This window comes from Streptomyces sp. GMY02, assembly GCF_019056675.1.
Taxonomy (GTDB): domain Bacteria; phylum Actinomycetota; class Actinomycetes; order Streptomycetales; family Streptomycetaceae; genus Streptomyces; species Streptomyces odonnellii.
The window spans coordinates 2,353,617-2,375,536 of record NZ_CP077658.1; the positions used below are offsets into that span (position 1 = coordinate 2,353,617).

19 protein-coding genes are annotated in these 21,920 nt (G+C 71.5%); 5 read left to right on the top strand and 14 right to left on the bottom strand.

The window, feature by feature from the left end; all coding sequences use genetic code 11:
• Positions 1-131 precede the first annotated feature (131 nt).
• The gene (locus KQY30_RS09755) at positions 132-998 is read left to right on the top strand and encodes an oxidoreductase (RefSeq protein WP_367997410.1); all 867 of its coding nucleotides are present in this window, start codon (positions 132-134) and stop codon (positions 996-998) included.
• A 77-nt stretch (positions 999-1,075) separates the two neighbouring features.
• Here the strand turns inward: KQY30_RS09755 and KQY30_RS09760 are convergent, their stop codons facing one another.
• From KQY30_RS09760 to KQY30_RS09810, 11 genes are all read right to left on the bottom strand, one after another.
• On the bottom strand, positions 1,076-1,633 hold the full coding sequence (locus KQY30_RS09760; protein WP_254407040.1) for a universal stress protein: 558 nt from the start codon (positions 1,631-1,633) through the stop codon (positions 1,076-1,078).
• A gap of 37 nt (positions 1,634-1,670) precedes the next feature.
• Entirely contained in the window at positions 1,671-2,936 is a 1,266-nt protein-coding gene (locus KQY30_RS09765; protein ID WP_217310947.1) for an SLC13 family permease, read from the bottom strand.
• A 193-nt stretch (positions 2,937-3,129) separates the two neighbouring features.
• Positions 3,130-4,638, bottom strand: coding sequence for an Asp-tRNA(Asn)/Glu-tRNA(Gln) amidotransferase subunit GatB (gatB, locus tag KQY30_RS09770; RefSeq protein ID WP_217306483.1), 1,509 nt, complete (start codon positions 4,636-4,638; stop codon positions 3,130-3,132).
• A gap of 16 nt (positions 4,639-4,654) precedes the next feature.
• On the bottom strand, positions 4,655-4,897 hold the full coding sequence (locus KQY30_RS09775; protein WP_217306484.1) for a hypothetical protein: 243 nt from the start codon (positions 4,895-4,897) through the stop codon (positions 4,655-4,657).
• On the bottom strand, positions 4,894-6,396 hold the full coding sequence (gene gatA / locus KQY30_RS09780; protein WP_217310949.1) for an Asp-tRNA(Asn)/Glu-tRNA(Gln) amidotransferase subunit GatA: 1,503 nt from the start codon (positions 6,394-6,396) through the stop codon (positions 4,894-4,896). The genes KQY30_RS09775 and gatA overlap by 4 nt, the downstream gene beginning before the upstream one ends.
• Positions 6,397-6,411: 15 nt before the next feature.
• The gene (gene gatC, locus KQY30_RS09785) at positions 6,412-6,708 is read right to left on the bottom strand and encodes an Asp-tRNA(Asn)/Glu-tRNA(Gln) amidotransferase subunit GatC (protein WP_046505185.1); all 297 of its coding nucleotides are present in this window, start codon (positions 6,706-6,708) and stop codon (positions 6,412-6,414) included.
• A gap of 397 nt (positions 6,709-7,105) precedes the next feature.
• Complete coding sequence (locus tag KQY30_RS09790; protein WP_217306485.1) at positions 7,106-9,214, bottom strand: bifunctional diguanylate cyclase/phosphodiesterase; 2,109 nt, start codon at positions 9,212-9,214, stop codon at positions 7,106-7,108.
• A gap of 238 nt (positions 9,215-9,452) precedes the next feature.
• A complete protein-coding gene (ligA, locus tag KQY30_RS09795) occupies positions 9,453-11,759 on the bottom strand; it encodes an NAD-dependent DNA ligase LigA (protein WP_217306486.1) in 2,307 nt (768 codons plus the stop codon).
• Between the two features lie 19 nt (positions 11,760-11,778).
• A complete protein-coding gene (locus KQY30_RS09800; protein WP_217306487.1) occupies positions 11,779-12,792 on the bottom strand; it encodes a methionine synthase in 1,014 nt (337 codons plus the stop codon).
• Positions 12,789-13,478, bottom strand: coding sequence for an SDR family oxidoreductase (locus tag KQY30_RS09805; protein WP_217306488.1), 690 nt, complete (start codon positions 13,476-13,478; stop codon positions 12,789-12,791). Before KQY30_RS09805 ends, KQY30_RS09800 begins: the two co-directional genes overlap by 4 nt.
• Positions 13,479-13,507: 29 nt before the next feature.
• Positions 13,508-14,047 (bottom strand): TIGR00730 family Rossman fold protein, encoded by a 540-nt coding sequence (locus tag KQY30_RS09810; protein WP_217306489.1) that lies wholly within the window; start codon positions 14,045-14,047, stop codon positions 13,508-13,510.
• Between the two features lie 105 nt (positions 14,048-14,152).
• Between KQY30_RS09810 and KQY30_RS09815 the strand changes: the two genes are divergently transcribed.
• The 3 genes from KQY30_RS09815 to KQY30_RS09825 all read left to right on the top strand — a co-directional run bounded on the left by KQY30_RS09815 (position 14,153) and on the right by KQY30_RS09825 (position 17,168).
• Positions 14,153-14,488, top strand: a complete 336-nt coding sequence (locus tag KQY30_RS09815; protein WP_046505174.1) for a DUF427 domain-containing protein — start codon at positions 14,153-14,155, stop codon at positions 14,486-14,488.
• A 98-nt stretch (positions 14,489-14,586) separates the two neighbouring features.
• Complete coding sequence (locus tag KQY30_RS09820) at positions 14,587-15,363, top strand: alpha/beta fold hydrolase (RefSeq protein ID WP_217306490.1); 777 nt, start codon at positions 14,587-14,589, stop codon at positions 15,361-15,363.
• Between the two features lie 212 nt (positions 15,364-15,575).
• Positions 15,576-17,168: an N-acetylmuramoyl-L-alanine amidase gene (locus KQY30_RS09825; RefSeq protein ID WP_217306491.1), complete on the top strand. Its 1,593-nt coding sequence runs from the start codon at positions 15,576-15,578 to the stop codon at positions 17,166-17,168.
• 140 nt (positions 17,169-17,308) lie between these two features.
• On the opposite strand, the gene mnmA is transcribed toward KQY30_RS09825, so the two are convergent.
• Entirely contained in the window at positions 17,309-18,451 is a 1,143-nt protein-coding gene (mnmA, locus tag KQY30_RS09830) for a tRNA 2-thiouridine(34) synthase MnmA (protein ID WP_217306492.1), read from the bottom strand.
• A gap of 61 nt (positions 18,452-18,512) precedes the next feature.
• Between mnmA and KQY30_RS09835 the strand changes: the two genes are divergently transcribed.
• Positions 18,513-19,241, top strand: a complete 729-nt coding sequence (locus KQY30_RS09835) for an N-acetylmuramoyl-L-alanine amidase (RefSeq protein ID WP_217306493.1) — start codon at positions 18,513-18,515, stop codon at positions 19,239-19,241.
• 309 nt (positions 19,242-19,550) lie between these two features.
• Here KQY30_RS09835 and KQY30_RS09840 read toward each other — a convergent pair whose 3' ends face one another.
• Together KQY30_RS09840 and KQY30_RS09845 are read right to left on the bottom strand one after the other, a co-directional pair.
• A complete protein-coding gene (locus tag KQY30_RS09840; protein ID WP_217306494.1) occupies positions 19,551-20,714 on the bottom strand; it encodes a cysteine desulfurase family protein in 1,164 nt (387 codons plus the stop codon).
• Between the two features lie 341 nt (positions 20,715-21,055).
• Entirely contained in the window at positions 21,056-21,898 is an 843-nt protein-coding gene (locus KQY30_RS09845; protein ID WP_217306495.1) for a thioesterase family protein, read from the bottom strand.
• Positions 21,899-21,920: the final 22 nt, after the last annotated feature.

Consider the following 21,920-nt stretch of genomic DNA (forward strand, 5'->3'; position numbering starts at 1 on the left):
GAGCGCATGGCAGCGGAGAGTCCCCGGGACGACTACGAGGTGAACGCGCCCGGCCCATGACGCGCGCGGTGGGCGTACGATAAAAGTAACCATTTAGTCAGATGCTTTTCGAGAGGCAACGAGGCAACCCCATGTCACAGGCATCACAGGTGTCGCAGGTCTGGTTCATCACCGGCAGTTCGCGCGGGCTGGGCCGCGCCATCGCCGAAGCCGCGCTCGCCGCCGGCCATCGCGTCGTGGCGACGGCGCGCAAGCCCGCGCAGCTCGACGATCTCGTCCGTACCTACGGCGAGCGGATACGCGCGGTCGCGCTCGATGTCACCGACGCGGAGGCGGCGCGTGCCGCGGTCCGGGGCGCGGCCGAGACGTTCGGGCGGCTGGACGTGGTCGTCAACAACGCGGGGTACGGCGATGTCGCCGCCGTCGAGGACGTCACCGACGCCGATTTCCGCGCCCAGATCGACACCAACTTCTATGGCGTCTACTACGTCACCAAGGCAGCCGTACCGATCCTGCGCGAGCAGGGGTCCGGGCACATCGTGCAGATCTCGTCGAGCGGCGGCCGGATGACCACCCCCGGACTGGCCGCCTATCAGAGCGCCAAGTGGGCGGTCGCCGGCTTCTCCGAGGTGCTGTCGCGCGAGCTGGCCCCGCTGGGGGTACGGGTCACCGTCATCGAGCCGGGCGGTCTGCGCACCGACTGGGCCGGGTCGTCGATGACGATCCCCGAGATCAGCGAGCCGTACCGGGCCACCGTCGGCGCGATGGCGGAGAGGGTGCGCGGTATGGACGGGCAGCAGACCGGCGACCCGGCGAAGGCCGCGCGGGTCATCGTCGGCCTGCCGGAGCTGGCCGAGCCGCCGGTGCATCTGCTGCTGGGCAGCGACGCGTACAACTATGTGACCGAGTCCGACCGGGCCCGCACCGAATCCGACGCGAAGTGGCGCGAGTTGACAGAGTCGATCGACTACGACGCCCCGAGCACGCCCGCGTCCTGAGCCTGCCTGATCAGCCGAGGCGCTGGGGGCCGTGCCAGAGCGGCAGACACGGCCTGAGACACAGCCGCTCACACGCCCTAAGGCCACACCAGCAGCACCGGGCACTCCGCGTGGTCGACGACGAAGCGGGTGGCGTGTCCGATGCTGTGCGGGCCCGGGCGTCCGCGTTCACCGTCCCGCGCGCAGATCAGCAGATCCGCGCCGGCCGCCGCCCGTACGACCTCGTGCTCCACGCGCCCGTGGTGGTCCAGGAGTTCGCAGGGCCGCCCGAGCCGGTGCGCGGCGGCCTCCAGCAGATCGGCGGCGGCCGTCCCCGACAGGGCTTCGAGACGGGCGCCGGGATCGCGCTCCGGGCGGTGGCCCCGGCCGAGCAGCCCCTCGTACGCGTGGTGCGCCGCGGCGGCGACCTCGTCGTCGCTGACGTGGAGCAGCACCACGGCGTCGTCGGGGGCGCGTTCCCGGGCCGCGTCCACACAGGCGGGCCAGGTGGATTCGGTGATCCAGACGAGAGCGGTCCGCGGCCGGCCGGCCTCCGGCGGATCGCCCGCCGAGGCGCCGGTCCCCGACGGATCGTGCCCCGGCGATCCGGCCTTCGGCGGTCCGGCGTCCGGCGGGTCGGGCATCGGTACGGTCACAGGGTCAGCCTCCGGCACGGGCTCGGCCGACACGGGGTCAGCCTCCGATCACTCGCAGTGTGCCCCACAGTGCCACGGTCGACGCGGCCAGCGCGGCAGGCACGGTCAGCAGCCCGAGCCGGGTGAAGTGCCACAGCCCCGGCTCGGTGTCGTGCTCGTGCAGCACACGCCGCCACAGCAGGGTGGCCAGCGAGCCGACGTACGTCAGATTGGGCCCGAGGTTGACGCCGATCAGCGCCGCGAGCACCGGCCCGGGCCCCGCGGGCGCGACGACCGGCAGCAGCGCCAGGATCGCCGGGAGGTTGTTGATCAGATTGGCCAGTACGGCGGCGACCGCCGCGATCGCCAGCAGCGAGGGCAGTGACGAACCGTCCGGCAGCAGTCGGCCGATACCGGTGTCCAGCCCGTTGTCGACGACCGCCTTGACGATCACGCCGAGCGCCAGGACGAAGAGACAGAACAGCGGCGAGGCGGCCCGTACCAGCCCTTTGGCCGTCGTACGCCGCTGCCTCAGCGCCCGTACCGCGAGGACGGCCGCACCGGCGAGCGCGGCCCACAGCGGTTCGGCCCCGGCGAACGAGGTCACCACGAATCCGGCCAGGGTCAGCCCCAGCACCACCAGCGTGAACACCGGTATCCCGCGCCCCTTGTCCGGCCCCGGCTCCCGCGGGCGATGCGCCTCCGCGGCCAGGTCGGCGGCGAAGAAGCGGCGGAAGACGGCGTACTCGACCGCGATCGCGGCCAGCCAGGGCAGCGCCATCAGCGCCGCGAACCGGGTGAAGGTGAGCCCGCTCGCGGTGAAGGCCAGCAGATTGGTGAGGTTCGAGACCGGCAGCAGCAGTGACGCCGAGTTCGCGAGATGCGTGCAGGCGTAGACGTGCGGCAGCGGGCGCGCGCCCACACGGGCGGCGGTCGCGAAGACCACCGGGGTGAGCAGCACGACCGTGGCGTCCAGGCTCAGTACGGCGGTGATGACGGCGGCGACGGCGAAGACCCCGCCCAGCAGCCGCCGGGGCCGGCTGCCGCAGACCCGCGCCACCAGTTCACCCGCCGCGGTGAACAGCCCTTCCTCGTCGCAGAGCTGAGCAAGTACCAGTACCGCCGCGAGAAAGACCACCACGGGCAGCAGGGTGTGCGTCTGCTCCCAGGCGTCCTGGGGCGAGACCGCGCCGAGGGCGACGAGCAGCAGCGCCGCGGGTACGGCGGCGACGGCCTCGGGCAGACCGCGGGGCCGGAGAACGGCGAACGCCAGCACGGCGAGCAGCAGACCGACGGAGACGGCCTCGGCGACGACGGCGTTCAGGCTGGCGCTGTTCAGACTGGCGCTCCGGGTTCCGGGGGGACGGACGGGGGCGGCGCACCGTCAACGGTGCGCCGCCCTCTCGGCATACGCCTCACGGCACCCGCCCCGACAAGCCCGGCGGCATTGCGGGACAGGCGCGCTCAGGACCGTACGAGACTGGACCTTGCCCGTCAGATCCTCGTGGGACAGGGACCTACTCCGCCGGGGCCAGCCGCTCCAGGATCAGCTCGCGCACCCGCGCCGCGTCCGCCTGGCCTCGGGTGGCCTTCATGACCGCGCCGACCAGCGCTCCCGCGGCGGCGACCTTGCCCGCCCGGATCTTGTCGGCGACGGCCGCGTTGCCCGCGATGGCCTCGTCCACCGCCGCGCCCAGCGCGCTGTCGTCGGAGACGACCTTGAGACCGCGCTTCTCGACGACGGTGTCCGGGTCGCCCTCGCCCGCGAGCACGCCCTCGATCACCTGGCGGGCCAGCTTGTCGTTGAGATCGCCGGACGCGACGAGCGCGGCGACCCGGGCGACCTGCTCGGGGGTGATGGGCAGCTCCTCCAGCGGGCGGCCCGTCTCATTGGCGTGCCGGGCCAGTTCGCCCATCCACCACTTGCGCGCCTGGTCCGCCGGGGCACCCGCGCCGATCGTGGCGACGATCGGCTCGATCGCGCCCGCGTTGAGGATCGACTGCATGTCGTGCTCGGAGATCCCCCACTCCTCGCGCAGCCGGTTGCGGCGTACGCGCGGCAGCTCGGGCAGCCCGGCGCGCAGCTCCTCGACCCACTCCCTGGAGGGCGCCACCGGTACGAGGTCGGGCTCCGGGAAGTACCGGTAGTCCTCGGCCTCCTCCTTCACCCGGCCCGCGGTGGTGGAGCCGTCCTCCTCGTGGAAGTGGCGGGTCTCCTGGATGATCGTGCCGCCCGAGCCGAGCACCGCGGCATGGCGCTGGATCTCGAAGCGCGCGGCGCGCTCGACGCTGCGCAGCGAGTTGACGTTCTTCGTCTCGGAGCGCGTACCGAACTTCTCCTGGCCGTGCGGGCGCAGCGAGAGGTTCACGTCGCACCGCATCTGGCCCATCTCCATCCGGGCCTCGGAGACGCCCAGCGCCTTGATCAGCTCGCGCAGCTCGGCGACATACGCCTTGGCGACCTCGGGGGCCCGCTCGCCCGCGCCCTCGATGGGCTTGGTGACGATCTCGATGAGCGGGATACCGGCGCGGTTGTAGTCGAGCAGCGAGTGCGAGGCGCCGTGGATACGGCCGGTGGCACCGCCGACATGTGTCGACTTCCCGGTGTCCTCCTCCATATGGGCGCGTTCGATATGCACCCGGAAGGTCTCGCCGTCCTCCAACTGGACGTCCAGATAGCCGTTGTAGGCGATCGGCTCGTCGTACTGGGAGGTCTGGAAGTTCTTCGGCATGTCCGGATAGAAGTAGTTCTTCCGGGCGAAGCGGCACCACTCGGCGATCTCGCAGTTGAGCGCGAGACCGATCTTGATCGCCGACTCGACGCCGATGGCGTTGACGACCGGCAGGGATCCGGGCATGCCGAGGCAGGTCGGGCAGGTCTGCGAGTTGGGCTCGGCCCCCAGGCCGGTCGAACAGCCGCAGAACATCTTGGTCTTCGTGCCGAGTTCGACATGGACCTCCAGGCCCATGACGGGGTCGTACGCCGCGAGGGCGTCCTCGTACGGCACGAGTTCAATGACGGTCACAGTGAAACATTCCCTCTCAGCCCAGCAGGACGTCGTCGTCGCCCAGGCGCTTCAGCTCTCGTACGAGCAGGGCGAGGCTCGTGGCGATGGCGGCGGCGGAGATGACCGCGTCGACCAGCCGGAGCGTGTCGTTGTCCTGGCGGGCCGTCCTGACCTGCTTGGCGACGCCGATCGCGCCGAACACGGTGGTCCCGATCGACAGGTACGTGCCGGCCTTGGACTTCTTGAACCCCTTGGCCTTGCTCATTGCACTGGTCATAGTGACGGTGCCTCCTCCAGCAGCGGGTGTCCCCACCTTTCCACGAAGGCCGCCTCGACGGCGGCACCGACCTTGTAGAGCCGGTCGTCCTTCATGGCGGGGGCGATGATCTGGAGACCGACCGGCAGGCCGTCCTCCGGCGCGAGGCCGCAGGGCAGTGACATCGCGGCGTTGCCGGCCAGGTTCGCCGGAATGGTGCACAGGTCCGCGAGATACATCGCCATCGGGTCGTCGGCGCGCTCACCGATCGGGAAGGCCGTGGTCGGGGTGGTCGGGGAGACGATCACCTCGACCTGCTCGAAGGCCTTCTCGAAGTCGCGGCTGATGAGGGTGCGGACCTTCTGCGCCGAGCCGTAGTACGCGTCGTAGTAGCCGGAGCTGAGCGCGTACGTACCGAGCATGACGCGGCGCTTGACCTCGTCCCCGAAGCCCGCCTCACGGGTCAGGGCCGTGACGTCCTCGGCGGACCTCGTACCGTCGTCGCCGACCCGCAGGCCGTAGCGCATGGCGTCGAAGCGGGCGAGGTTCGAGGAGCACTCGGACGGCGCGATCAGGTAGTACGCGGCGAGCGCGAGGTCGAAGGACGGGCAGTCCAGCTCGACCACCTCGGCGCCGAGGCCCTTGAGCAGCTCGACCGACTCGTCGAAGCGCTGGACGACCCCGGGCTGGTATCCCTCGCCGCGGAACTGCTTGACGATCCCGACGCGCATCCCGGCCACCGAGCCGCTGCGCGCGGCCTCGACGACCGGCGGGACCGGGGCGTCGATGGAGGTCGAGTCGAGCGGGTCGTGCCCGGCGATCACCTCGTGCAGCAGCGCCGCGTCCAGGACCGTACGGGCGCAGGGGCCGCCCTGGTCGAGCGAGGACGAGAACGCGACCATGCCGTAGCGGGAGACCCCGCCGTAGGTGGGCTTGACGCCGACCGTGCCGGTGACGGCGGCGGGCTGGCGGATCGAGCCGCCGGTGTCGGTGCCGATGGCGAGGGGCGCCTGGTACGAGGCGAGGGAGGCGGACGAGCCACCGCCGGAGCCGCCGGGGACACGGGTCAGGTCCCAGGGGTTGCCGGTCGGGCCGTACGCGCTGTTCTCGGTGGAGGACCCCATGGCGAACTCGTCCATGTTGGTCTTGCCGAGGATGACGACGCCCGCGGCCTTGAGCCGCTTGGTGACGGTCGCGTCGTAGGGCGGGATCCAGCCTTCGAGGATCTTGGAGCCGACGGTCGTCGGGACGCCCTCGGTGGTGAAGATGTCCTTGAGGGCGAGCGGCACACCGGCCAGCGGCCCCAGCTTCTCGCCCGCCGCGCGCTTGGCGTCCACGGCGCGGGCCTGGGCCAGCGCGCCCTCGCGGTCGACATGCAGGAAGGCGTGGACCTTCTCGTCGACCGCCTCGATACGGGCGAGATGGGCCTCGGTGACCTCGACGGCGGTGAGTTCGCCGGAGGCGATCTTCGCGGCGATCTCGGCGGCGGTGAGGCGGACAAGGCTGTCGTGCTTGGTCATGGCCGTCATATCGGTTTAGTCCTCCCCCAGGATCTGCGGCACCTTGAAACGCTGCTGCTCCTGGGCAGGGGCACCGGAGAGCGCCTGCTCGGGGGTGAGCGAAGGACGGACCTCGTCGGCGCGCATGACATTGGTCAGCGGCAGCGGGTGGGAGGTCGGCGGTACGTCTTGGCCGGCGACCTCGGACACGCGGGCGACCGCGCCGATGATGTCGTCGAGCTGTCCGGCGAAGTGATCCAGCTCTTCGGCCTTCAGCTCCAGACGCGCCAGCCGGGCGAGGTGGGCGACCTCCTCGCGCGTAATGCCAGGCATGCAGCGATCCTCAGGGGTGAGTGTGATGGGCTTTGGCCCAATCCTATGGGGCCGGGCCCCCTGCCCACGAAACGGTTACGCTCCGCCCGCCGCCGGGAGCGGCCGGGCACCGCCCCGGTCGGACTGCCGGACCTGCCCGGACCCGCCGGTCCGGTGGTACGACACGGCTCCCGGCGGGCTCGTACGGTGCCCGGCCCTGGAGCCTGGCGGCGGCCTCGGTCCGGCTCGTACGGTGCCCCGGCCCGGCGCATGCGGCGGGCCCGCTCCGGCTCGTACGGTGCCGCAGGGCGGCCCATGCGGCGGCTGCGGTCCGGCTCGTACGGTGCCGCGGCCGGCAGGTCCGGTGCCCCGGGTCGAGTGGTCCGGCTGGTCCGGCTGGTTCGGCGCGCAGGGCCGGCTACTGGACGACCTGGCCCGACTGTTCGCGGCGGGCCGCCTCCAGCTCCGCCGGACGCTGCCAGCCGCGCTTGCCCCGGGCCAGCAGCCAGGCCGTCGCCTCGGGCGGCGGCATCGCGGCGGCCACCAGCCAGCCCTGGACCGCGTCGCAGCCCAGATCCCGCAGCCGCTCCCAGGTCTCGTCGTCCTCGACGCCCTCCGCGACGACCAGGAGGCCCAGGGAGTGCGCCAGGTCGACGGTGCAGCGGACGATCTCCGCGTCCTCGGTGTCGACGGCCAGCCGGGCCACGAACGAGCGGTCGATCTTCAGCTCGCTCACCGGCAGCCGCCGCAGATGCACCAGCGAGGAGTACCCCGTACCGAAGTCGTCCAGGGACATCTTCACGCCGTGCCCGGTCAGCCCCGCCAGGGTGTCGGCGGCGCGCTGCGGGTCCTCCAGCAGGACGTGTTCCGTTATCTCCAACTGGAGGGAGCCCGCCGGTACGCCGTGCCGGGCCAGCCGCGCCGCGACCGCTCCGGCGAAACCGGGGGTGTGCACATCGCGCGGCGAGACATTGACGGCGACCGGCACCATCAGCCCCTGGGAGCGCCAGCGGGCGACCTGGGCGAGAGCCGTCTCCAGGACGTACTCGGTGAGGTGCGGCATCAGGCCCGAGGACTCGGCGATGGCGATGAACTCGTCGGGAGGGACCCGGCCGCGCTCCGGGTGCACCCAGCGCACCAGGGCCTCAAGGCCGGCGACCTGTCCGTCGAAGCGGACCTTGGGCTGGTAGTGCAGCTCCACCTCGCCCGCGTCCAGGGCGCGTCTCAGGTCTCCCAGCAGACCGAGCCGGTCGGGGGTGTTGGAGTCCCGCTTGGATTCGTACACCTCGACGCCGGTACGGTCGCGCTTCGCCTGGTACATCGCGACATCGGCGCGGCGCAGCAGGCCCTCGGCGTCGAGGGCGTGCTCGGGGTAGACGGCGACCCCGGCGCTGGCCTCCAGGACCAGGGTGAGGCCGTCGAGGTCCAGCGGCGAGGACAGCTCGGCCACAAGATGGCGGGCGACGCGCTGGGCGCTGGTGGCGGAGTCGCACGTCGGCAGCAGCACCGCGAACTCGTCGCCGCCGAGCCGCGCGGCCTCCGCCCCGCGCGGCAGGGCCAGCCGGAGCCGGTCGGCTATCTGGAGCAGCAGCCGGTCCCCCGCGAGGTGCCCGAGGGTGTCGTTGACGGAACGGAACCGGTCGAGGTCGATCAGGACCAGTGCCGACCGGGCGCCGAGCCCTTCCGCGTCCTCCAACGCCGACCAGGTGCGCTCCAGCAGCCACTGCCGGTTGGGCAGTCCGGTCAGCGGGTCACGGAGCTGCTCCTCGGCCCGCGCCCGGGCGATCCACAGCGTGGAGTCGAGGGCGATCAGCGGGATGGAGAAGAGCGGCAGCACCACCGGCAGCGTCATCGCGACCACACAGATCAGCGGGGCGATCCCGAGCAGGGCGACCGCGACCAGCCCCTGCCGGAAGAGCGCCGTGCGCGCCACGGTCGGCAGCCCGCCGCCCTGCGGAGCCACCGCGTACCACAACAGCGCCCGGGTGACCATCAGATGGACCCCGGCGGCCAGCATGATTTCCGGGACGGCCTCGATACCCCAATCGAGGGGATTCCAGGGCTTCTCCACGGTGGGCAGCACGTCGAACAGCCTCAGCACGAGCGCGGCGGCCCCGATGCCCAGCATGTCCGCCGCGCCGTGCAGGACTCCTTGGCGCCAGCGGTGTCTGCGCGCCATACCGACCAGCACCACGACGGACAGGCTGACGAGGACGGCGGGCACCCAGCCGTACAGCAGCAGGACGGCCAGGGTGAGGGCCGCGCCCGAGCCCGTGCCGCCCCACCACCGGTCGCGGCCGAGCGCCACGAGATGCCCGACGATGATGCCGGTCAGTACGGCCATGGCCCAGCCGGTCGAGCCGCCGGGGAAGAGCGCGTGGCCCTCACGCACCGTACGGATCAGACCGGTGGCCAGCAGGACCACGGCGAGTCCCACCACCAGAGCGGGTGTCCTGGTCGCGATACCCCTGATTCCCGCGAATCCGCGCGGGGGTGAGACCGGGGCGGCGCTCTCGGTCGGTTTCATTCCCGTCCCTCTCACAGCCGGCGGAGCCGATGCCACGCGATGGCACGTTGTCATGCCATCACGGCTGAAACCGCACCACGCAGCCGTGCACGACAGGCGCACATCCCAACAGTAGGCCGCGGAAGGCCTCAACGGGCAGCGCTCTACAGCTCTTGCCCGAATGCGACCCGCCCATCCGTATCCATCTGATATGCGCCGAACGGGTGAGCTTTGGGGCCCTGATCCGGCGCGGCCCGCCCTACTCCGCGGTGCTTTCCCCGGCTGCTTCCTGGGCCGTCTCCCCTGACGCCCCCTCGGCATCCGTCCCGGGGGCCTCCTCCTCGGCGGTCAGCGCGACCTCTCTGGCCGCGTCGGGGCCCTGTGCGAGCAGGACCGCGAAGCCGTCGTCGTCCAGCACGGGCACCTTGAGCTGCATCGCTTTGTCGTACTTCGAACCGGGATTCTCTCCGACCACTACGAACCCGGTCTTCTTCGAAACAGAGCCCGTTACCTTCGCGCCGAGGTTCTGAAGCGCCTCTTTTGCGCCATCCCTCGTGTACCGCTCCAGGGTGCCGGTGACGACCACCGTCAGCCCCTCCAGCGGCCTCGGCCCCTCGTCCTCGCCGGTGCCCTCCTCTTCCATCCGGACCCCGGCCGCACGCCACTTGCGCAGGATCTCGCGGTGCCAGTCGACCTGGAACCACTGGGTGAGGGAGGCCGCGATGGTCGGTCCGACGCCCTCGACGGCCGCCAGCTCCTCCTCCGTGGCCTGCTCGATCCTGTCGATCGAACGGAACTCCCTGGCGAGCGCCACGGCCGCGACGGGCCCCACATGCCGGATGGAGAGCCCGGCGATGATCCGGGCCAGCGGGCGCTCCTTGGCCGCCGCGATATTCGCCAGCATCGCCAGCGCGTTCTTCTTCGGCGCGCCTTCCTGGTTGGCGAAGACCGTGGCGATCTTCTCCTCGCCGGTCTCCGGGTCGCGCTTGGGCAGTCCGCTGTCCTGGTCGAGGACATACGCCTTGATGGGCAGAAGCTGATCGACGGTCAGATCGAACAGATCGCCCTCGTCCAGCAGCGGCGGTGTCTCGGGCTCCAGCGGCTTCGTCAGGGCGGCGGCGGCCACATAGCCGAAGTTCTCGATGTCGAGGCACTTGCGGCCGGCGAGATAGAACAGCCGCTCGCGCAACTGGGCAGGGCAACTACGCGCGTTGGGGCAGCGCAGATCGACATCGCCCTCCTTCATGGCCCGCAGCTCCGTGCCGCACTCGGGGCACTTCTCGGGCATCACGAATTCGTACGCGTCGTCGGGGCGCAGATCGATGACCGGGCCGAGGATCTCCGGGATCACGTCTCCGGCCTTGCGCAGCACGACGGTGTCGCCGATCCACACGCCCTTGGCCTTCACCACGTCCTGGTTGTGCAGGGTGGCGAACTCGACCTCGGATCCGGCGACCGTGACCGGCTCCACCTGCGCGTACGGCGTGACGCGGCCCGTACGGCCCACGCCCACCCGGATATTGACCAGCTTGGTGTTGACCTCCTCCGGCGCGTACTTCCAGGCGATCGCCCAGCGCGGGGCGCGCGAGGTCGAGCCGAGCCGGCCCTGGAGCGGGATCTCGTCGAGCTTGACGACCACTCCGTCGATCTCGTGCTCCACCGAGTGGCGGTTCTCCCCGTAGTACGCGATGAACTCCCGGACGCCGTCGAGCCCTCCGACCACCTTGTTGTGCCGGGCGGTGGGCAGGCCCCATTCGCGGAGCAGGCCGTACGCGTGCGAGAGGCAGTCGATGTCGAAGCCCTCGCGCGCCCCGATGCCGTGCACCACCATGTGCAGCGGCCGGGTCGCGGTGATCTTGGGGTCCTTCTGGCGCAGCGAACCGGCCGCCGCGTTGCGCGGGTTGGCGAACGGCTTGTCCCCGGCCTCCACCAGCCGCGTGTTCAGCTCCTGGAAGGCCTCCATCGGGAAGTAGACCTCGCCGCGGATCTCGACGAGGTCGGGCACGCGCTCGCCCGCGAGGCGGTGCGGGATCTCGGCGATCGTACGGACATTGGGGGTGATGTCCTCGCCCGTACGCCCGTCGCCACGGGTGGCGGCGCGGGTCAGCCTGCCGTGCTCGTACGTGAGGTTGACCGCGAGGCCGTCGACCTTCAGCTCGCACAGGAAGTGGTAGTCGGTGGTGCCCACGTCCTTGGCGATCCGGTCGGCCCACGCGGCCAGTTCCTCGTCGTCGAAGGCGTTGTCCAGGGAGAGCATCCGCTCGCGGTGCTCGACCGCGGTGAACTCCGTCTCGTACGCCCCCGCGACCTTCTGGGTCGGCGAGTCGGGCGTACGCAGCTCCGGATACGTCTCCTCCAGCTCCTCCAGCGACCGCAGGAGCCGGTCGAACTCCCCGTCGCTGATGACCGGCTGGTCCTTCACGTAATACCGGAAGCGGTGTTCCTCGATCTGCTCGGCGAGTTGGGCATGCCGATCCCGTGCCTCCGCGGGCACGGCCGATCGCGCCTGCGCCGGTACTGCGGTCCGCTCTTCGCCAGCCACCGTCTCGTCCTCCCGTTCACCCATGACCCGTCACCCGGGATCGTCACTCAGGGTTGTCCGCGAGGGATCTCGCGGCCCTGACACAGTGCGCCTGCGCGGCGTGCGCGTACGCGGGCGAAGCGCCCGCGAGCCCGCACGACGGGGTGAGCACCAGGGACTCCGCGAGAGTCCCCGGATTCAGCCCCAGCCTGCGCCACAGCGTTCTGACACCCATGACGCTACCGGCAGGGTCGGACAATGGGCCCTCCGTGCCCGGCACGATCCCCGCGAAGAGCTTCGTACCGCCCTCCACCGCCTCCCCGATCTGCTCCTCGTCACGCTCGGTGAGCAGTCCGAAGTCGAAGGAGACACCGGCGGCGCCCGCCCGCCGCAGCAGCGCGAACGGCACGTCGGGCGCGCAGGAGTGCACGACCGCCGTCCCCCCGCTCACCGCGGTCACCTCGCGCAGCGCGCCCCCCACGATCTGCCGGTCCACGGCCCGGTGGGTGCGGTAGCCGCTGGCGGTCCTGACCTGGCCGCGCAGTACGGCGGTGAGGGACGGCTCGTCGAGCTGGAGCACCGGTACGGCCCCCGGCACCCGGCGCCGTACCTCCGCGAGGTGCCCGGTCAGCCCCTCCACCAGCGATCCGGTCAGATCCCGGCAGGCCCCGGGGTCGCTGAGCGCCGCCTCGCCGTTGCGCAGCTCCAGGGCGGCCGCGAGCGTCCAGGGCCCGACGGCCTGGATCTTGAGCGGGCCCTCGTACCCCTGGGTGAACTCCTCCAGCGCGTCGAGGTCCTCGCCCAGCCAGGACCTGGCCCGCCTGGTGTCGCGCCCTGGCCGGTCGCCGATCCGCCAGCCGCTGGGCTCCACGCGCGCGTAGACCTCGACGAGGAGCCCCGCCGTACGGCCGATCATGTCGGCGCCCGGGCCCCGGCCGGGCAGTTCGGGCAGGTACGGAAAGTCCTCGAAGGTTCCGGTGACGGCTTTGGCGGCCTCCCGGGCGTCGCCGCCGGGCATCGACCCGACGCCGGTGGCGGGCCCCCAGCGGAGACCGCCCGTCTGCTCCGTACCGCTCATCGGCCCGGCCGTACGGTCAGATTGTCGATCTGGGCGTCGCGCGGCAGGTCGAGTGCCGTGATGATCGTCGTGGCCACCGACTCGGGGTCCATCCAGAGCGAGGGGTCGTACTCCTTGCCCTCCTGCTGGTGCACCCTGGCCTGCATGGGGCTCGCCGTGCGGCCCGGATAGACCGAGGTCACACGGACACCGTTGGGCTTCTCCTCGTGGCGCAGCGAGTCGGCGAGCGCCTTGAGGCCGTGCTTGGAGGCGGCGTACGCGCCCCACTCGGCGTGGGCGTTGAGCCCGGCCCCGGAGTTGACGAAGATCACCTGGCCCCGGGAGATCCGCAACTGGGGCAGCAGCAGCCGGGTCAGCTCGGCGGGGGCGACCAGATTCACCTGGAGCTGGCTCTGCCAGACCTTGGGGGTCAGCTCGGCGATCGTGCCGAGGTCGACGATGCCCGCGATGTGCAGGAGCGAGTCGAGCCGGTCGGGCAGCGACTGCTGGGCCAGCGCCCAGGAGAGCCGGTCGGGCGCGGCGAGGTCGCCGACGAGCGTACGGGCGCCGGGGAAGTCGGCGCCGAGTTCCTTGGCGCGGCCGGCGTCGCGGGCGAGCAGCAGCAGATCGTCGCCGCGCGCGTGCAGCCGGCGCGCGACGGCGGCGCCGATGCCCGAGCCCGCACCGGTGATGAGATGGGTAGCCATGCCGTCATGGTCGCATCACGGCGGAGCGGTCAGCGCACGCCCGCGCTCTCCTCCAGATGGGCGAGCGCACCGACCCCGTCCTCGGCGAAGAACACCAGGTCGGTGAGGGGGACGGGCAGGAAGCCCTCCTCATCCATCCGGAGGAACTGCTGCTTCAGCCCGTCGTAGAAGCCCGCGGTGTTGAGGAGTACCACGGGCTTGGTGTGCAGGGCGTGCTTCTTCAGCTCCAGGATCTCCGTGGCCTCGTCCAGCGTGCCCGTACCCCCGACCATGATCACAACGGCGTCGGACTTGGCGAGGAGCAGTGCCTTCCGCTCGGACAGGTCCTTGGCGATCACCATCTCGTCGGCGCCGGGCCGCACGAATTCATGGAGGAAATCCACCGAGACACCGACCAGCCGGCCGCCGGACTCCTGCACCCCGTCGGCGACGACCTTCATCAGTCCCTTGTCGGAGCCGCCCCACACCAGGGTGTGGCCGCCCTTGCCGAGCAGCTCGGCGAATTCACGGGCGGGGCGGGTGTAGCGGTCGTCGAGATCGGCGGCGGAGAGGAAGACACAGATATTCATGCGGCCACCATAGGTGCCGGTACGGGCCCGCGGGGAAGACTGCGCGCCGGTCCGTTGCTGAGGAAAGTGCACGAGCCAGTGAGCCGGGAAACACCGAAGGGACCGATCACCATGACCACGGGACACACCATCACCGTCGAGCAGGGCGCCGAGCATGTCCGCGTCGTACGGGACGGACAGGTGCTCGCCGAGAGCCGGCGTCCGCTGGTGCTGCGGGAGACCGGCTGCCCCGTCCGTTACTACCTCCCGCCGGAGGATGTGCGTACGGATCTGCTGACGCCGTCCGAGACCACCACCCACTGCCCGTTCAAGGGCGACGCGGCCTACTGGTCGCTGCCCGGTGCCGCGGATCTGGTCTGGGCCTACCCCACGCCCAAGGACGAAGTCGCTCCGATCAAGGACCACTTCTGCTTCTACGAAACCGAAGTGGTCGCGGCCTGAGAAAAAGCCCTGGCCTGCGGAAAGACGGGCCGAAAAAAATCTCCCCGGTTGAACGATGAGTTGTGCGGCGCCCGCTCGTCTCCCCCAACATGGACATGATGTCTACTGCCATATCGGGGGACGGCACCCCTGTCGCCTATCGCCGCCTGGGCGAGGGACCGCCGGTGATTCTGGTCGGCGGCGCGCTCAGCACGGCGGAGTCGCAAGCACCGCTGGCGAAGCTGCTCGCGCCGGCCTTCGAGGTGCTCGTCTACGACCGGCGCGGGCGCGGCGCCAGCGGTGACACCGCTCCGTACACCGTGGAGCGGGAGATCGAGGATCTGGCGGCCCTGATCGCGGAGGCCGGCGGCAGCGCCTCCGTGTACGGCGTCTCCTCGGGCGCCGCGCTCGTCCTGGAGGCCGCTGCCGCCGGTGTGACGGTGACTCAACTCGCGCTGTACGAGCCGCCGTACGCCGTCGATCCGGCGGATCTGGCGGCGCACTCGGCCTATGCGGAGCGCCTCGGCAAGCTGCTGGACCGTGAGTCGCGGGACGATGCCGTCGAGCTGTTCCTGTCGGTGGTGGGCGTGCTGCCCGAGGCGGTCGCCGGGATGCGGCGGTCGCCGATGTGGGCGGATCTGACGGCTCTGGCGCACACGCTCGCGTACGACAGCGCGGTGCTGGGGCCCGGCGGGGTACCGGCCGAGCGGCTGAAGGGCATCAGGACCCGCGCCATGGTCGTGGACGGCGGGTGCAGCCCGGTGCTGCTGCGGAACGCGGCCAGGTCGGTGGCCCGGGCCCTCCCCCGGGGCCGCCACCGCACCCTCACGGGCCAGACCCACGATGTGGCCCCGCATGTGCTGGCGCCGGTGCTCGAGGAGTTCTTCACGGCGTAGGCGAGGTCCGCCGCACCGGTCGCGCTCAACCTGTCTCGCCGCGATATGGCCGCCTCGCACCGTCCTGCGACAATCGCTCAACCCTGTTTCAGGGAGCGGCAGTTGAACAGGGTTGACGTGAGCATGACTGACCGATAGGTCTGGTCGTTCAACGGGCGTAGACCCGCCTCCGCCTAGGCGGAGACCGTCGCACCGACCGACCTGGAGGAAGCATGTACCGACGATCGACGCCATGGAGACGGACGGCGCTGTCCGCGCTCGGCGCCCTGATCACCACGGTGCTCGTCGCCACGGCCCAGCCCGCCGGCGCCGCGCCCGCTCCCGTCGGCCCGCCCGCGCGCGACACCGCGGGCCGCGACACCATGAGCCGGGCCTTCGGGCAGGCTGCGGCCGAGTTCGGCGTACCGCGCGACCTGCTGGTGGCGGTCGGATACGGCGAGACCCATCTGGACGGGCACGACGGCGAGCCCAGCCAGGCCAACGGCTACGGCGTGATGCATCTCGTCAGCAATCCCAGCAGCCGCACCCTGGAGCGGGCCGCCGAGCTGACCGGCGAGCCGCGCGCCGAGCTGCGCGAGGACACCGCCGCCAACATCCGCGGCGGCGCCGCCGTCCTGCGCTCGTACGCCGACGGGCTGGGGCTGGACGCGACGGAGCGCCGGAGCGTCGACGCCTGGTACCCCGTGGTGGCCCAGTACGGCGGGGCGGCCGACCCCGCCACCGCCCGGCTCTACGCCGACACCGTCTACACCTTCCTCGCCGAGGGCATCAGCGCGCCGGTCACGGGCGGCGAGCGGGTCACCGTACGGCCGCGCGCCGTCGCACCCGAGCGCGGTTCCTACGCGACGGCGGGCACGCGCGAGGGGCGGGCCGCGCTCAGCCCCGACTATCCGCCCGCCGCATGGGTCCCGGCCAACGCGGCCAACTACTCGGCGGGCCGGTCCGCGTCGATCAGCACGGTGGTCGTCCATGTCACCCAGGGCTCGTACGCCGGGACCATAAGCTGGTTCCAGAACCCGTCCTCGAAGGTCAGCGCCCACTATGTGGTGCGCTCCTCGGACGGCGCGATCACCCAGATGGTCCGCGACAGCGACACCGCCTACCACGCGCGCTCGGCCAACTCCTCCAGCCTGGGGATCGAGCACGAGGGCTTCATAGCCGACCCGAGCTGGTTCACCGACGCGATGTACCGGTCCTCGGCCGCGCTGACGAAGTATCTGTGCGAGCGGTACGGCATACCCAAGGACCGGGGCCACATCGTCGGCCACGCCGAGGTGCCGGGCAACGACCACACCGATCCGGGACCGAACTGGAACTGGAACTACTACATGCAGCTCGTGGGCGGCAGTTCGGGCGGCGGGGGCGTACAGCTCGACTTCGCCTCGTACTCCACCCTCAGGAGTGGTTCCACCGGCGCCCAGGTGACGGCGGCTCAGACCCTGCTGAACCAGCAGGGGTACAACGCGGGCACCGCCGACGGCGTCTTCGGCTCGCGCACCACCAGCGCGGTCTCGGCGTTCCAGTCCGCCCGGGGGCTCACCGCCGACGGCGTGATCGGCTCCCGCACGTGGACGGCGCTGCTCTCGGCCGGGGCCCAGACCGTCGTACGCGAGGGCAGCTCGGGCGCGGCGGTGCAGCGCCTCCAGCGTGCGCTGACGGCCGCGCTGGGGCGAACGGTGTCCATCGACGGGCAGTTCGGGTCCGGTACGGCCCAGGCGGTACGGGACTACCAGAGCAGCCGGGGTCTGACCGCGGACGGCATCGTCGGGGCGGGCACCTGGACCGCGCTCCAGGCCGGCCGCTGACGCCCGCGGCGGTACGGGACCGCTGTTGACGGGTCGGCCTCCTTGAAGAGGCCGACCCGTTCCGTACATTCCGCAAAGAAGACGTCCGTAAAAAAAGACGTCCGTAAAAAAGGCGTCTGTAAAGAAGACGGCCCGTTCCGTCAACCGGCCAGAGCCGCCTTACGCCGCTGGGTGGTCGCGATCGTCGCCGAGCCGACCACGCGCGTGCCGTCGTACAGCACGATCGCCTGCCCGGGCGCCACGCCCCGTACCGGCTCCTCGAAACTCACCCGAAGTGTGCCGTCCGCCGCCGGCTCCGCCGTCACCGGTGTCTCGCCGCCGTGGGCGCGGAGCTGGGCGGTGTAGCCGCCGGGGCCGGTGGGCGCGGTACCGCACCAGCGGGGCTTGATCGCCGTCAGCGCCACGACGTCCAGCGCGGCGGCCGGACCGACCGTCACGGTGTTGTCGACCGGCGAGATGTCCAGGACGTAGCGGGGCTTGCCGTCGGCGGCCGGGCGGCCGATGCGCAGGCCCTTGCGCTGGCCGATGGTGAAGCCGTACGCGCCGTCGTGGCTGCCCACCTTCGTACCGGACTCGTCCACGATGTCGCCCTCGGCCCGGCCCAGCCGCTCCGCGAGGAAGCCCTGGGTGTCGCCGTCCGCGATGAAGCAGATGTCATGGCTGTCGGGCTTCTTCGCGACGGCCAGACCGCGCCGCTCGGCCTCGGCGCGGATCTCGTCCTTGGTGGTGAGGGTGTCACCGAGCGGGAACATCGCGTGCGCGAGCTGCCGCTCGTCCAGGACACCGAGCACATACGACTGGTCCTTGGCCATGTCGCTGGCCCGGTGCAGCTCGCGGGCACCGCCCGGACCGGTGACGACCGTCGCGTAGTGGCCCGTGCACACGGCGTCGAAGCCGAGGGCGAGCGCCTTGTCGAGCAGCGCGGCGAACTTGATCTTCTCGTTGCAGCGCAGACAGGGGTTCGGGGTGCGGCCCGCCTCGTACTCCGCGACGAAGTCCTCGACGACATCCTCACGGAACCGCTCGGCGAGGTCCCAGACGTAGAACGGGATGCCGATCACATCGGCGGCCCTGCGCGCGTCACGGGAGTCCTCGATGGTGCAGCAGCCGCGCGCACCCGTACGGAAGGACTGCGGGTTCGCGGAGAGCGCCAGATGCACCCCGGTGACATCGTGGCCCGCGTCGGCGGCGCGGGCGGCGGCGACGGCGGAGTCCACGCCGCCCGACATGGCGGCGAGCACACGGAGGGGACGCTGAGCATTCCGCTCGGGATTGTGAGTCATAACCACACCAGAGTACGGCCCGGCGGGAACCGGAGTCGCTCCGGTTTGCGTTGACGATCACATGGGCGACTACACACCGGGGACGACCGGCGGCGGGCAGGCCTGCGGACGCCATCGCGGCGCCGCGGACGCGGGGGAAATCAACCGCAGGACGGTGCTGATCGGCGGCGCCGCGGCGCTGCTCGGCGGCGGCATCCTGGCGCGGGAGCAGGTCTCACGGGTGTGGTGGCGGGTGCCGGGCATCAACAAGCCGCGCAAGGAGGGTGAGCTCGATTACGCTCCGGCGCAGTGGATCGCGGCCTCCCCCGCGAACTGGCGGCGGGCGGACCGGCCGGCCGACTACGCCGTGGACCGCGTGGTCATCCATGTCGTCCAGGGCAGCTATCAGGTGGCGCTCAAGGTCTTCCGGGACCCGGCCCACGGCGCCGCCTCGCACTATGTGGTGCGCAAGGACGGGCATGTGGCACAGATGATCCGCGAGCTGGACGTGGCGTACCACGCGGGCAACCGGCTCTACAACGAACGGTCCATAGGCATCGAGCACGAGGGCTTCGTGGACGAGAAGTCGTCCTTCACGGACGCCATGTACCGCTCGTCGGCGCGGCTGACCGCGGGGATATGCGCGCGGTACGGGATCCCGGTGGACCGGAAGCACATCATCGGGCATGTGGAGGTCCCGGGCACGGACCATACGGACCCGGGGCCGTACTGGGACTGGGACCGCTACATCGAGCTGGTACGGGAAGCGGGCACGGCCGGGGCAGGCCCGTCCGGCACGGGCGCGGCCTGAAACGGGCCCTGACGAGCCGGCGCCGTAGAGCCCGGCCCCGGGCCCCGGCTGCGGCCCCGCCTCGGACCCCGGCCGTGCGGCTGGGCCCGAGGCCACCTCGAAAGCCCTGGCCCCAGGCAGCCGGGAGGGGTCCTAGGTCGTGTCGGACAAATAGCGTCGTCCGCCCGCAGGGCGGGGCGCGCGGCGGCTGGTGCGTGCGATCGCAAGGCGGAGGATCGCCCGCGTACTGGACGTACTCGGGCGACTCCGACAACGCCGCGAGCGTGCGTGCCAGGCGTCGCGCGCCAGACGGGATGTGTCAGACACGGCCTAGCTGAGTCCCGCGTTTCTGGCGCGGTCGACGGCCGGGCCGATGGCCTTCGCGACCGCTTCCACATCCGCCCCGGTGGACGTGTGGCCGAGGGAGAAGCGCAGGGTGCCCCTGGCCAGGTCCGGGTCGCTGCCGGTGGCCAGCAGGACATGGCTGGGCTGCGCCACACCCGCCGTACAGGCCGAGCCGGTCGAGCACTCGATGCCCTGGGCGTCGAGCAGCAGCAGCAGTGAGTCGCCCTCGCAGCCCGGGAAGCTGAAGTGCGCGTTGGCGGGCAGCCGGTGGACCGGGTCGCCGCCGAGGACCGCGTCGGGGACGGCCTCCCGTACGGCCCCGATCAGTTCGTCCCGCAGGGCTCCGATGTCCCGGGCGAACTGCTCGCGCCGCTCGGCGGCCAGCCGCCCGGCCACGGCGAAGGCCGCGATCGCCGGGGTGTCGAGCGTGCCCGAGCGCACATGCCGCTCCTGCCCGCCGCCGTGCAGAACGGGTACGGGGGTGTACTCACGCCCCAGCAGCAGCGCGCCGATCCCGTACGGGCCGCCGATCTTGTGGCCCGAGACGGTCATCGCGGCAAGGCCCGAGGCACCGAAGTCCAGCTCCGTCTGGCCGAAGGCCTGGACGGCGTCGGAGTGCAGCGGAATGCCGAACTCCGCCGCCACCTCGGCCAGTTCGGGCACCGGCAGGATGGTGCCGATCTCGTTGTTGGCCCACATGACCGTGGCCAGCGCCACATCGCCGGGACCGCGCTCAATGGCCTCGCGCAGGGTTTCCGGCGAGACGCGCCCGTACGAGTCAACCGGCAGGTACTCGACCGTCGCGCCCTCGTGCTCGGCGAGCCAGTCCACCGCGTCGAGGACGGCGTGGTGCTCGACCGGGCTGGCGAGCACCCGGGTCCTGGCCGGATCGGCGTCACGCCGGGACCAGTACAGGCCTTTGACTGCGAGATTGTCGGCCTCGGTGCCGCCCGAGGTGAAGACCACCTCGCTGGGCCGTGCGCCGAGGGCCTCCGCGAGGGTCTCGCGGGCCTCCTCGACGGTACGGCGGGCCCGGCGCCCGGCGGCGTGGAGTGAGGAGGCGTTGCCGGCGAGGGCGAACTGGGCGGTCATCGCCTCGATCGCCTCCGGCAGCATCGGAGTGGTCGCGGCGTGGTCGAGGTAAGCCATGGTGGGCACGATTCTACGAGTCGGGGGAGCCATACACGCGTCCGGTCCAGGCCAGGCCGTGGCCGACCCGGCGCGCCCCGCACGCCCGAGCGCCGAACGGCCGTCAGCCGGTCCGGCACACGAGGACAGGACAGAGCGCCCGTCCGACGCCTGAGGACAAAGCACCGCGCCCGTGCGGCGCATGAGGACAGGACACCGCGCCGGTCCGGCACTCGAAGACAGAGCACGCGCCCGTCCGGCACACAAGGACAGAACACCGCGGCGCATGAGAACACCGCCGGACCGTCACCCGCGCAGCACTATTCACACGGCACTACGTACGTGGCATTACTCACGCGGCGCTACTCCCGCGGCACGCGGGCGAGTTGGCGGGACTGGGTCACCAACCGGTCCGCGCTGTCCCAGATCTCCGCGTCCTCCTCCAGGAAACCCCCGGCGAGATTACGCGTCGTGAGCGCGACCCGTAGCGGCCCCGGCGCCGGCCGGCAGCGGACATGGGCGGTCAGCTCGACCGTCGGGGTCCATCCCTTGAGCCCCAGCTCGAACGCCGTGGGCGGCAGCGCGTCCACCGCCAGCAGCAGCGACAGCGGATCGGCGTCCCGGCCGTCCCCGAACGCGAACCAGGCACGCATCTCGCCCCGCCCGGACGGCGCGCCGACCGCCCAGCCCACCGTGGCCGGGTCGAGCCGCAGGGCCAGCCGGTCGATCATCGAGAAGTCCCCGGGCGGCGTGGGCCCGTCGGCGGTGCTGATGCAGCGCTCCAGCGGCGGCATCTCGGGCGGCTTCGCGGCCGTCCGTATGTCGTCGGACAGCGCGTCCAGATCGCCGTACGACGCGACGACCCTGATCCGCTCGACCTCGGTGCCGTCCTCGGCGGTCTGGTAGAGGGACGCCTGGCCGGTGGAGAGCGTACGGCCGGTCCGTACCGCCTCCGTACGGATCACGGCGGGACCGGGGGTCGACGGCGTGAGGTAGTGCGCCGACACGGCGAACGGGTCGGAGTGCGGCAGGGCGTCACCAAGTGCGCGCCCGATCACCGCCAGCAGATAGCCGCCGTTGACGACGTTCATGATCGTCCAACCCGACGCGAGCCGGGTCTCGTAGACGCCCTCCGCACGTGCGGTGACGGCGGTGTCGCGGTCGAACTCGCTGTCCCCGATGGACGCGATGGATGCCTGTGCCATGGAACGCAACACTACAAGAGGA